We start from the raw sequence: 11,239 nt of genomic DNA on the forward strand, positions 1-11,239 counted from the left end.
TCCTTTCTCTCATTTAAACGAGTTTTTCAACAACTGCACGGGTGCTTTTGTGTTGGTTTTCTATGCTAACGGCCTTGTTTCGACTACGATATGTTTGAAAAAGCAAATCAACTAAAAATAACTGACCTACTTTAACAGACGTTGATCCTCCTTCTAATGGGGATTCTTTGGAACCACATAATAAATACGCATCTGTATAAGCAATTAAGGGTGATTGTTTAAAATGTGTAATACAAACCACTTTAACGCCCGCTTCTTTTGCTTGTTTCGCAATATGTATAATATCCTTTGTTGCACCTGAATAAGAAAACAAAACAAGTAAATCTTCTGGTCCACCCAAGGATATCGCCATCGATTGCATATGTGGATCATTAATAATACTGACTTTATCCGTAATTCGGATAAATCGATTCCATGCGTCTTGTGCTATTTGTAGGCTGTCACCTACACCAAAAAAATAAATCTTTTTCGATTCTTCCATCATTTCAATCATTTGTTGCAACATTTTAGCATCGAGTAATTGATACGATTCTTCAATCGCTTGAATATGACTAGACATCACTCGATCTTCTAGTTTACTTGAATCAAGTGCGGAGTCATTATTCTCTTCTGAAGCTAGATATAATGATAGTTGCATTTTGAACTCTTGGTATCCTTGAAAAAGCATGGTCCGACAAAAGCGGTAAACACTCGTTTCTCCTACTTCACATACATTCGCTAAATCGGTAATTGACATATATAACACTTTCTCGGGATTCGCTAAAATATAATCGGCGACCTTCTTTTCAGCTTTTGTGAGTTGATTATAACTGGTTTGAATTTGTAAGGTTAACCCAACTTTTTTTCCTTTTTTTATCATTTTATTTTCTCCTTCATTTTACGGTTTGGTCCGTACTTTGATCACCCCTTTTTTGACAAAATGGTGTTGATCCGATTGGATACCCGGTTTATGTTTTTCTTCGGTAAAACAAATAATAAACCGATTCTCTCCTAATGGTACGATTATTTCTTTCTCACATTCTATCGTACCAAAGTCACTTTTCTCCTCATAATGATTTGTCTCTGATTTTTCAATAAAACCAATCGCTACCTGTTCTTCCCCAATTAAGTCAAATTGAATATCAACATATTTTTTATGATACTCAAATTGAATGGCATCTGCTGGATTCAAATTTGCCTCCATGATGTTCACATAAACCTCTTGTCCTTCTATTTCGGTTACACCTAAAGGGAGTTGTTTCAAATCTGTTTGTTGGATGAATGCAATCGCTCTGTCTAAATTGGGATGAATACCTAAGTATTTTTGCACATTCTCAAACGTATCATAAATCATCGTATCATCCTTTCACTGCACCCATCGTGATTCCTTGAGTAAATGATTTTTGGAAAATTAAAAAGATCGCTACAATTGGTACCGCGGATAAAAATGCACCCGCCATAATTAAGCCATAGTTGGTTGCCATTTCGGCTTGCATCGTTGCGACACCTAATGAAATGGTTAAATTATCACGCGAGGAAAGCATCACTAGTTGCATAAAGTAATCGTTCCATGTACTAATAAAAGTGAAAATTGCTAATGCTGCAAATCCTGGTTTTACAATTGGAAAAGCAATACTTATAAACGTTCGTAGTTCCCCACAGCCATCCATACGTGCTGATTCTAGTAACTCCGTTGGAATGTTTTCACTAAATTGCTTCATCAAAAAGACACCAAAAGGCCACCCAATTAATGGTAAAATCACTGCTGCTAACGTATCGTGAATACCCATAAAATTGACAATTCGAACTAACGGTACAAGAACAACTTGTTTAGGCAATGCCATCGCTGCTATGAAAATCGAGAATAAGATTTTTTGACCATAAAAATGTTTCTTGGCTAACACATATCCTGCTAATGCTGATGTAATACAAACTAAAATCATTGTTACACCTGAAGTAAAAACCGAATTCCACAGCCATTTTAAAGCGGGGTTTTGAACAACTAAGCGTTGGAAATTTTCTAACGTTGGTTCAGCAGGCCACCACTGAGGCGGAACCATTATTGTTGCTGGCTGTGATTTAAACGCACCCGTCATAATCCAATAAAATGGGAATACGAAAAAAACGGTTAATGCTAACAACACAATGGTTGAAAGAATACTTGTTGTCGTTATTTTTTTTGTTTTCATCTCTACGCTCCTTTAATATTCAACATCATTTCCTAAAATCTTAAACTGGGCGAAACTAATAAATGCAATTAAGGCCGCTAAGAAAACACCCATTGTATTTGCGTAACCATATTCGGAAAGTTTAAATGCTTTTTCATACAAGTAGTACATCAAAGTACTCGTTGAATAGTTCGGACCACCCGACGTTAACAGTTGAATTAATGCAAAAATTTGAAACGAATTAATCGTTGTAATCACAACGATATATAATGTCGTCGGTAATAGACTTGGCCACTTTATTTTCCAGAAGACTTGATTCTCTGTCGCACCATCAATTCTTGATGCCTCTACAAGTGAATAATCAATATTTCCCATGGCTGCAATATATAAAATAATTGGTTGTCCTACAGAAGTCGTCAGTAGAATAATCATGATTGCCCATATCGCCCATTGTTTATCACCTAACCAACTAATATTTTGTTCAATGATACCACCTGATTTTAAAATATAATTTAAAATACCCGAAAGTGGGTCATAAATCCATTTCCAAACAACCGTTACCGCGACACTTCCTGTAACAACAGGTAGGAAAAAAACAAAACGGTAGAAAGAACGAGAGAAAATATTTTTTTCATACGTTTGTGCAGCTACAAAAAGAGAAAACAAAACAACAATTGGTACGGAACCGACAACAATCAAAATCGTATTAATTAATGATTTTATAAAAATAGGATCTTTAAACATTCGAACATAGTTATCAAAGCCAACAAAGGTAAAATCGGTCATTGTATAGTTGAAGAAACTAGTCACAAAACCAATCACCATTGGTAGCAAAACAAAGACACCGAAAAAAATTAACACTGGTGCTAAGAATGTGTAAGCGACGATTGTTTCACGCATTTTTAGCTTATTACGTTTTTTGGTCTTACCTCTTGAACCTGAAAAAACTTCATTGGTTAGAGATACACTTGCTTTTTTCATAATTGCTCTCCAATCGTTTAAATTAATAAAAAGAAAACTACTTTTCTTATCGTATAGCTTTGGACAAGAAAAGTAGCATAAGTTTAATTATTTCGATGCTTTCTCAATTGTCTCATTTGCTTTTTTAGTGAAATCAACTAAGGCATCTTTTGGTGTATCATCACCGTTAGAAACCGCTTGTACCATTGGGAACCAAAGTGTACGCATTTCTGCAAAACCATCAATTGTATTATAGTAAGGACTATAATATTGTGTCCATGATGCTAACATATCCATGCGCTCATCATCGTATAAGTCACCAAAAGATGTACGAACTGGGAAAGCACCTGTACGAACCACGTTTTTCGGTCCCCACTCAGCGTCATCCGCAATAAATTTTACAAATTCTTTTGAAGCAGCAACTTTATCTGAGTCTTTATTATCAAAAATCGCGAAGCCATTTACTAAGTACTCTAAATCAGGAATACCATCCTCTGAAGGGAAAGGCACTTCTAGGTAATCAACTTTACTAGATTCCAATAGCTGTGCTTGTGTTTGTGGCTGTGCCGGCGCCCATAAAATGGTAAAAGCCGTTTGTCCATTGGCAAAGTTTTGGATATCCGCCGAGCCATCAAATTGAGAGCCATTCATTAACAAACCATCCGTAATCCAACCATGAATTCTTTCCATCGCTGCAATCGCTTCTGGTGTATCCGTTGTATATTTCATTACTTCTGCATCTGTAATCGGACTGCTGTTCAGGTTGGCAAAGAATGCACGAGGCGCTTGGTCCCCACCTTGCCCATTACTAAAGAATGAACCTGGATTATAACCTTTTTCTTTAAGCGCTTTCAAAACTGTTTCAAAATCATCGGTTGTCCAGCCCTCTTTAACTAGATCTTCTACACCTGCGTCTTTTAACATTTCACGGTTTAAAGCCATGTAAAACGGTGCCGAACTGATTGGATACATGTAAGCTGTGTCACCAGCTTTACTCGCTTTAATAAGGGCATCATTGTTCACATCTTGTACAAATTCATCTGTAAATAAATCATTCAAGTCTGCTAATTTACCCGCTTTTCCCCATGCAATAATTCGTCCCGGTGCATCAAATAATACGTCTGGCGCTGTTCCGGCTTCAATTGCAGTTGTGATCTTCTCTGGTCCTGACGTAAAATCAATCGTTTCTAATTTCACCTTAATATCAGGATTTTTTTCTTCAAAGGCTTCAATAATTTTCTTCTCGTACGTTCCTACACCATCATTTGTATTTTCTTGCGTAAATGTTGGAAAAGCCCACCAAGTGATTTCTGTTTGCTTTGCTTCACTACCACCTGCTTCAGAATTAGACACATCAGAACCTTTTCCACTATCCTGACTACCACTACCGCCACATGCTGCTAATGATAAAATTGCTGTTGCAGTCAATAATGAAACCATTAATTTTTTCATTTAATAACCTCTTCTCATTGAATTATTGTAATCAAAAAAATTATGCCAACGTATCACCGACTATAGGAAAACTTGCGCAAGTTTCGAGTGAATGCGTTTACATTTTTTATTATACAGGAAAAAATATTTTTTTCAACCAACAAAATAAAAAAGTTTTCCTTTTTTATTCAAAGGAAAACTTTTTTATTTTTAACTATTTGTTTTTTTCTGTTCTTTCAATAACAACACAAAGCCAATACATCCTACAACTAGAACAAAACCTGCGACATAAATTCCCCATAGGCCATCGTGCAAAATCTCTCTTAATGGACCAAGAAGATTTTCTGGTAATAATTTAGCTGTTTGTGGATTGACTAATTTATTCATAATATCTGGATCATCCGTTAAATTGGCTGTTGCTAGTTTGCTACGAGTCACCGTATTTAGGACCAAACCAAAGACCGAAACCATAACCGTTTGACCAATCGTTTTACTTAGTGTGTTAAAGGACGTTGCAACACCAAGTTGATCCGCACCGACACTATTTTGAGCAGCAACAGTCGTCACCACGATGGTTGCTCCCACACCCACACCTGTAATCGATGAGATAATCAAAAAGACAATAAATGGTGCATTCATCGGAACAAATAACAATGCAGTACTACTAATCAAGGCAATTCCTAACGAACGTAAAAGGGCGACTTTGACCGAACGGCGAACCATCCAACCACCTGCAAAAATCGATCCAACAATCCATAGAATCGATAACGGCGCTAAGACTAAGCCACCCAAACCTGCCGGATAGCCCAACACACCTTGCATCCACATTGGAATGTAAACTTCGACAGCCATTAAGAATCCACTAATCAGTGCAGCCACTAAGTTAACGACCACAAACATTTGATTGCGGAATAAATCGAGTGAAATAACAGGATCTTCCGCTTTTTTCTCGACATAAATAAAGAAAAGAATCGATAAAATAAAGGCAACTAGCATACCGAAGAATTTAATATCCATACCGGATTCACTTAAAAACTGAAACGAAAGTAACAGTGTCAATAAGATCGACATCAAAGATAAACTTCCCATAATATCCATTTTCTTTTGATCTTTTTCACGTTTTTCTTCAACTAAATAACGCGAAACAAGAACGATTAAAACAATCCCAATCGGTACATTAATAAAGAAAATCCAATGCCAACCAACGGTATCAACAATTACCCCACCAGTTAATGGACCTACGACACTCGCAATTCCCCAGGCAGTACTATTTAACCCTAACATCTTTGTTCTTTTTTCAGCTGCATACATATCCGATAAAATCGTCAAGGCAACAGGCATCATTGCACCTGCACCAATACCTTGAATCGCACGCGCTACAATTAATGTCAGCATCGTATTCGACATACCGCACATTGCTGAACCGATAATAAAAATAGCTGTTCCTAATATAAAAATGGGGCGACGACCGACTTTATCCGCTAACTTTCCATAAATCGGTGTAAACATAGCATTTGTTAATAAATAAATTGAAAAGACCCAGTTCATCATTTCAATTCCATGTAATGAACCGACAATTGTCGGCATGGCAGTTGTGACGATTGTTCCTTCAATCGCAGTCATAAAAGTCGCTACAAAAACGGCAATCGTGACAATTAATACATTTGTTTCTCTTTTTTTCTCCATCTCATCCCTCTTTCCTTTTTAAACAATACAAAAAAACAACTTCCATCACAAGGGTTAACCAATGATAGAAGCCGCCTCTTTTAATCCTTCACACTTGCTAACAAAGCTTCCACTTTATCGGTTTTTTCCCATGGCAAGTCGATATCTGTACGACCGAAGTGTCCATATGCCGCTGTTTGGCGGTAAATGGGACGACGTAAATTTAACATTTCAATGATTCCTGCTGGACGTAAGTCAAAGTTTTGACGAACCGCTTGAATTAATTTTGCTTCTGAAACTTGACTCGTTCCGAACGTATCAATCGCAATCGATACTGGTTGTGCAACGCCAATCGCATAAGCCAATTGGACTTCTGCTTTTGTAGCGAGTTTTGCAGCGACAATGTTTTTGGCAATGTAACGAGCGGCATAACTTGCTGAACGGTCAACCTTTGTCGCATCTTTACCAGAAAACGCGCCTCCACCATGACGTGAATAACCGCCATACGTATCAACAATAATTTTACGGCCTGTTAACCCCGCATCTCCTTGAGGCCCACCTATGACAAAACGGCCTGTCGGATTAATATGATACTTCGTTTGTTCGTCTAGCAATTCTGCTGGGATAATGGCACGGATAACTTGATCCATAATATCTTGACGTAACGTCACATTATCAACCGATTCATCATGCTGAGTACTAATGACTACTGTATCGACACGAACCGGTCGTTGTTGATCGTCGTATTCAACCGTTACTTGTGACTTCGAATCCGGACGTAAATACGTTAACTCGCCTGATTTACGTAATTCTGACAAACGACGAACGAGACGATGACTCAAAGCAATTGGTAATGGCATGAGTTCTGGCGTTTCATCAACCGCAAAACCAAACATTAAACCTTGGTCGCCGGCACCAATTTCATCTAATAGGTCTGAACCGCCTTGACGTGACTCGAGTGCTTCATCTACTCCTTGAGCAATATCGGGTGATTGTTCATCAATCGCGACGAGTACCGCCACCGTATCGCCATCAAAGCCGAATTTCGCACGTGTATAGCCAATGTCTTTGACCGTTTCACGAACCACTTTTTGGATATCAACATAAGCCGTTGTTGAAATTTCTCCAAAGACTAAAACTAAACCCGTTGTAACAGATGTTTCACATGCTACACGAGCCATTGGATCTTGCTCTAATAATGCATCTAAAATCGCATCACTAATTTGATCGGCTACCTTATCTGGATGGCCTTCTGAAACAGATTCTGATGTAAATAAATGTCTTTCTTTCAATGTGATTCCCCCTGATTAATTTTCGGTTACAAGGCATCTCCGCTTTTTTAAGCGAATCCTCTCGGGAACTTGCAACGCCTTTGATTATAGCAAATTTTCAATTATTTTGCTTGCCTTTTTACCGATTTTCAAGAGATTGCTTTCATAAATGAAAAAAGAAGCTTGATTACTCAAACTTCTCGAGGAATAGCATTGATTCATTTTTATTTCTTGGGTTTAATTTTATTGGCCCAAGACGCATACATTTTTGTCATTTCAACTGCACGTTCCGGATAAGCTTCCAGTAAATTATCAGCCGGATTTTCAGTTACCCGTTGCGTTAATTGAAATAAGCTTTGCCCTTGCCCAATATCGGAATGTTCAACTTCTTGCATCACACGACGAGCGTTTTGTGATTCTTCATCACTATGGACTTCATGCAGTTTCCAATCTTTGGTCCGCACACTCCACTGGAATCCCGTATCAAAATAGAGTGCCTCATGCCCTTTGCCTTCACCGATGAAGTGCGGCACTAAATTTAAACCATCGATGGGAACTTCTGGAGCAATTGTCGCTCCTGCTAAGTAGGCAAAAGTCGGCATTAAATCCAAACTTGATGCCAACTCATTCGTTTGCTTACCAGCGGTTATAACTGACGGCCAACTAACCAAATAAGGTACACGAATTCCACCTTCAAATAAGCTATATTTTGTCCCAGTTAATGGTGCATTCACGCCATAATTACAAGAAGAACCACCATTATCCGTTAAATAGACGACGATTGTTTGTTCTTTTGTCCCTGTTTCATCTAACGTATCAAGCAGTCGCCCAATTTCTTGATCCATTAATTCTAGTTGAGCTAAATAATAAGCGCGCCCATTCGGTAGATTTGGCGAAATCGCACCGTCATACCAATCCAAATACGTATCCATCTCTGGATTAAAATCAGGATAAGCCGGTAAGTTCCGTTTATCGAGTTCTTCTTGTGGTAATTGCCAAGCAAAGTTATGTACGGCATTAAAAGCAACCATACAAAAATACGGTGCCTCTTTGGCAATTGATGTTTCCATAAAAGCTTTTGCCCGTTTCCCAAATTCAATTGTTAAGTGTTCATGGCAATCGACTGCTTGACCATTTTCATACATGGCGTGCATCCCGTGCCGATTCGCCGCCTCACCATATGCAACCTCCGCATCTTTAACATGTATCATATAATGGAGACGCCCCATCCCTTGCGCTGCTAGACCATAAAAAGAAGTATCAAAACCATGTTGATCCGGACAACTTCTTCCTCCTGGAACATCGGGTCCATAATGGACTTTTCCAAAATAACCGGTTTGATAACCGGCTTGTTGTAAAACTTCTGGGAGAATCGCATAGCCTTTTGGTGCAAATTTCGAGTTACCAAACCATTCGGCTCCCCATCGCTGTTGATGACTTCCCGTAATTAATCCGGCACGTGAAGGCGAACAAATTGGAGCGCTTACAAAACCTTGCTCAAATAACATGCCTGAATTTCTTAACCGATCCAGATTCGGTGTATGAACCGCCTCATCCCTGCCATAAAAAGATAAATCACTATAACCATGGTCATCGGAAAGAATAAATAATATGTTTGGTTGACTCCCAAATAATGTTTCAATCGTTTGTTCTTTATTTTCCATAGGACACCTCGTTTGATTGTATTACCATCATTATACAGGAAGCCTCTCTCATTTACGTCAAATTTTACACAAAAAAAAAGCATTCAAAATGAATGCTTCAATATGATCCGTACGGGATTCGAACCCGTGATACCGCCGTGAAAGGGCGGTGTCTTAACCACTTGACCAACGGACCAATTATAAACGGAGAAGGAGGGATTTGAACCCTCGCGCCGATTTCTCGACCTACACCCTTAGCAGGGGCGCCTCTTCAGCCTCTTGAGTACTTCCCCAATATTATAAATATTGGATATAAATGGGCCTAAATGGACTCGAACCATCGACCTCACGCTTATCAGGCGTGCGCTCTAACCAGCTGAGCTATAGGCCCTAAATTTTACCAAAAGCGGGTGACGAGAATCGAACTCGCGACAACAGCTTGGAAGGCTGTGGTTTTACCACTAAACTACACCCGCAATGGGTAATGGCGCGAGACGGAATCGAACCGCCGACACATGGAGCTTCAATCCATTGCTCTACCAACTGAGCTACCGAGCCAAAAACAAGTGTAAATTGAAAATTGTAAAACGGTCTGGACGGGACTCGAACCCGCGACCTCCTGCGTGACAGGCAGGCATTCTAACCAACTGAACTACCAAACCATGGAACTAGTATACTGCTAAATTAACAGTAATTGCGGGAGCAGGATTTGAACCTACGACCTTCGGGTTATGAGCCCGACGAGCTACCGAACTGCTCCATCCCGCGATAAGGAATGTATAAACATTCAAAAATAATATTGGATTTAGGTTTACATGAGTGACAATGTTTCTTTTTTTAGGAAACTTCGCTCACTTTGTTCGCCAAGTACTGTTCATCATCTACAATAAATTGTAGTGATTCTCAGCAAAGGAGGATGAGGGATTCGAACCCCCGCACGGTTTTACCCGCCTGACGGTTTTCAAGACCGTTCCCTTCAGCCGGACTTGGGTAATCCTCCGAAAATAAAAATATAAATGATCCGTACGGGATTCGAACCCGTGTTACCGCCGTGAAAGGGCGGTGTCTTAACCGCTTGACCAACGGACCATTATGAATGTTTTACTACAATAAATACTTCATGCTGAAATGAAGTTCACGTAGCAATGGGCCTAAATGGACTCGAACCATCGACCTCACGCTTATCAGGCGTGCGCTCTAACCAGCTGAGCTATAGGCCCGTTATAACAAAATCAAGCGGGTGACGAGAATCGAACTCGCGACGACAGCTTGGAAGGCTGTGGTTTTACCACTAAACTACACCCGCATGGCGGTCTGGACGGGACTCGAACCCGCGACCTCCTGCGTGACAGGCAGGCATTCTAACCAACTGAACTACCAAACCATATATGGTGATTTTGTTATAAGTGTACTGTTTAATTAACAGTAATTGCGGGAGCAGGATTTGAACCTACGACCTTCGGGTTATGAGCCCGACGAGCTACCGAACTGCTCCATCCCGCGATAAGTGAATGATTAACATTCGAAAATAATGTTGAATTTAGGTTTACATGAGTGACAATGTTTCTTTTTTTAGGAAACTTCGCTCACTTTGTTCGCCAAGTACTGTTCAACATCAATACTAAAGTATTGTGTTTCTCAGTAAGGAGGATGAGGGATTCGAACCCCCGCACGGTTTTACCCGCCTGACGGTTTTCAAGACCGTTCCCTTCAGCCGGACTTGGGTAATCCTCCGGAAAAAAATATTTAGAGATGAATATACAATGCCACGATGGACCTTGTAGGACTCGAACCTACGACCGGACGGTTATGAGCCGTCTGCTCTAACCAACTGAGCTAAAGGTCCAGGCTCTAAAAAAATCGCGGCGAAGGGGTTCGAACCCCCGACCTCCCGGGTATGAACCGGACGCTCTAGCCAGCTGAGCTACACCGCGAAAATAAAACAAGAATCATTTATTCAAATGATATGGAGCCTAGCGGGATCGAACCGCTGACCTCCTGCGTGCAAAGCAGGCGCTCTCCCAGCTGAGCTAAGGCCCCGTAAAAATATTGACTATCGGGAAGACAGGATTCGAACCTGCGACCCCTTGGTCCCAAACCAAGTGCTCTACCAAGCTGAGCT

Annotated in this window: 8 protein-coding genes, 18 tRNA genes and 1 riboswitch; all 26 genes read right to left on the minus strand. The window is 39.9% G+C overall.

Features of this window, described 5'->3' with window-relative positions; translation table 11 throughout:
• Window positions 1-13: 13 nt before the first annotated feature.
• Window positions 14-859 carry a MurR/RpiR family transcriptional regulator gene (locus tag IEV09_RS04525; RefSeq protein WP_188367088.1) on the minus strand — a complete coding sequence of 282 codons (846 nt, stop codon included), beginning with the start codon at window positions 857-859 and terminating at the stop codon, window positions 14-16.
• 18 nt (window positions 860-877) lie between these two features.
• Window positions 878-1,333, minus strand: coding sequence for a NanQ anomerase/TabA/YiaL family protein (locus IEV09_RS04530; RefSeq protein ID WP_188367089.1), 456 nt, complete (start codon window positions 1,331-1,333; stop codon window positions 878-880).
• Window positions 1,334-1,337: 4 nt separating this feature from the next.
• Entirely contained in the window at window positions 1,338-2,168 is an 831-nt protein-coding gene (locus tag IEV09_RS04535; protein WP_188367090.1) for a carbohydrate ABC transporter permease, read from the minus strand.
• A 12-nt stretch (window positions 2,169-2,180) separates the two neighbouring features.
• Window positions 2,181-3,047 carry a carbohydrate ABC transporter permease gene (locus IEV09_RS04540; RefSeq protein ID WP_229731665.1) on the minus strand — a complete coding sequence of 289 codons (867 nt, stop codon included), beginning with the start codon at window positions 3,045-3,047 and terminating at the stop codon, window positions 2,181-2,183.
• Between the two features lie 168 nt (window positions 3,048-3,215).
• Window positions 3,216-4,559 (minus strand): ABC transporter substrate-binding protein, encoded by a 1,344-nt coding sequence (locus IEV09_RS04545; RefSeq protein ID WP_188367092.1) that lies wholly within the window; start codon window positions 4,557-4,559, stop codon window positions 3,216-3,218.
• Between the two features lie 189 nt (window positions 4,560-4,748).
• Complete coding sequence (locus IEV09_RS04550; protein WP_188367093.1) at window positions 4,749-6,224, minus strand: MDR family MFS transporter; 1,476 nt, start codon at window positions 6,222-6,224, stop codon at window positions 4,749-4,751.
• Between the two features lie 80 nt (window positions 6,225-6,304).
• Window positions 6,305-7,495: a methionine adenosyltransferase gene (gene metK, locus IEV09_RS04555; RefSeq protein ID WP_188367094.1), complete on the minus strand. Its 1,191-nt coding sequence runs from the start codon at window positions 7,493-7,495 to the stop codon at window positions 6,305-6,307.
• Window positions 7,493-7,575, minus strand: a riboswitch (SMK box riboswitch). It overlaps the preceding gene by 3 nt.
• A 123-nt stretch (window positions 7,576-7,698) precedes the next feature.
• A complete protein-coding gene (locus IEV09_RS04560) occupies window positions 7,699-9,138 on the minus strand; it encodes a sulfatase family protein (protein ID WP_188367095.1) in 1,440 nt (479 codons plus the stop codon).
• A 103-nt stretch (window positions 9,139-9,241) separates the two neighbouring features.
• Window positions 9,242-9,313 (minus strand) — tRNA-Glu (locus IEV09_RS04565).
• Window positions 9,314-9,322: 9 nt separating this feature from the next.
• Window positions 9,323-9,410 (minus strand) — tRNA-Ser (locus tag IEV09_RS04570).
• Between the two features lie 24 nt (window positions 9,411-9,434).
• Window positions 9,435-9,508, minus strand: a tRNA-Ile gene (locus IEV09_RS04575).
• 14 nt (window positions 9,509-9,522) lie between these two features.
• A tRNA-Gly gene (locus IEV09_RS04580) sits at window positions 9,523-9,593 on the minus strand.
• 9 nt (window positions 9,594-9,602) lie between these two features.
• Window positions 9,603-9,675, minus strand: a tRNA-Phe gene (locus IEV09_RS04585).
• Window positions 9,676-9,705: 30 nt separating this feature from the next.
• A tRNA-Asp gene (locus tag IEV09_RS04590) sits at window positions 9,706-9,779 on the minus strand.
• 32 nt (window positions 9,780-9,811) lie between these two features.
• Window positions 9,812-9,885 (minus strand) — tRNA-Met (locus IEV09_RS04595).
• A gap of 142 nt (window positions 9,886-10,027) precedes the next feature.
• A tRNA-Ser gene (locus tag IEV09_RS04600) sits at window positions 10,028-10,117 on the minus strand.
• A gap of 17 nt (window positions 10,118-10,134) precedes the next feature.
• Window positions 10,135-10,206, minus strand: a tRNA-Glu gene (locus IEV09_RS04605).
• Window positions 10,207-10,263: 57 nt separating this feature from the next.
• Window positions 10,264-10,337: transfer RNA gene (locus IEV09_RS04610), tRNA-Ile, on the minus strand.
• Window positions 10,338-10,352: 15 nt separating this feature from the next.
• A tRNA-Gly gene (locus IEV09_RS04615) sits at window positions 10,353-10,423 on the minus strand.
• Window position 10,424: 1 nt separating this feature from the next.
• Window positions 10,425-10,501 (minus strand) — tRNA-Asp (locus IEV09_RS04620).
• A gap of 45 nt (window positions 10,502-10,546) precedes the next feature.
• Window positions 10,547-10,620: transfer RNA gene (locus tag IEV09_RS04625), tRNA-Met, on the minus strand.
• A gap of 141 nt (window positions 10,621-10,761) precedes the next feature.
• Window positions 10,762-10,851: transfer RNA gene (locus IEV09_RS04630), tRNA-Ser, on the minus strand.
• Window positions 10,852-10,889: 38 nt separating this feature from the next.
• Window positions 10,890-10,963: transfer RNA gene (locus tag IEV09_RS04635), tRNA-Ile, on the minus strand.
• Between the two features lie 14 nt (window positions 10,964-10,977).
• Window positions 10,978-11,051, minus strand: a tRNA-Met gene (locus IEV09_RS04640).
• A 33-nt stretch (window positions 11,052-11,084) separates the two neighbouring features.
• Window positions 11,085-11,157 (minus strand) — tRNA-Ala (locus IEV09_RS04645).
• Between the two features lie 23 nt (window positions 11,158-11,180).
• Window positions 11,181-11,239 (minus strand) — tRNA-Pro (locus tag IEV09_RS04650).

Origin of the sequence: Enterococcus alcedinis, assembly GCF_014635985.1 — a bacterium.
Classification (GTDB): domain Bacteria; phylum Bacillota; class Bacilli; order Lactobacillales; family Enterococcaceae; genus Enterococcus_I; species Enterococcus_I alcedinis.

Excerpts from the sequence above, each read along its gene's own strand:
- IEV09_RS04560 (WP_188367095.1), bottom strand. The coding sequence starts at position 9,138 with ATGGAAAATAAAGAACAAACGATTGAAACATTATTTGGGAGTCAACCA.
- IEV09_RS04530 (WP_188367089.1), bottom strand. The coding sequence starts at position 1,333 with ATGATTTATGATACGTTTGAGAATGTGCAAAAATACTTAGGTATTCAT.
- IEV09_RS04525 (WP_188367088.1), bottom strand. The coding sequence starts at position 859 with ATGATAAAAAAAGGAAAAAAAGTTGGGTTAACCTTACAAATTCAAACC.
- IEV09_RS04545 (WP_188367092.1), bottom strand. The coding sequence starts at position 4,559 with ATGAAAAAATTAATGGTTTCATTATTGACTGCAACAGCAATTTTATCA.
- IEV09_RS04540 (WP_229731665.1), bottom strand. The coding sequence starts at position 3,047 with ATGCGTGAAACAATCGTCGCTTACACATTCTTAGCACCAGTGTTAATT.
- IEV09_RS04535 (WP_188367090.1), bottom strand. The coding sequence starts at position 2,168 with ATGAAAACAAAAAAAATAACGACAACAAGTATTCTTTCAACCATTGTG.
- IEV09_RS04550 (WP_188367093.1), bottom strand. The coding sequence starts at position 6,224 with ATGGAGAAAAAAAGAGAAACAAATGTATTAATTGTCACGATTGCCGTT.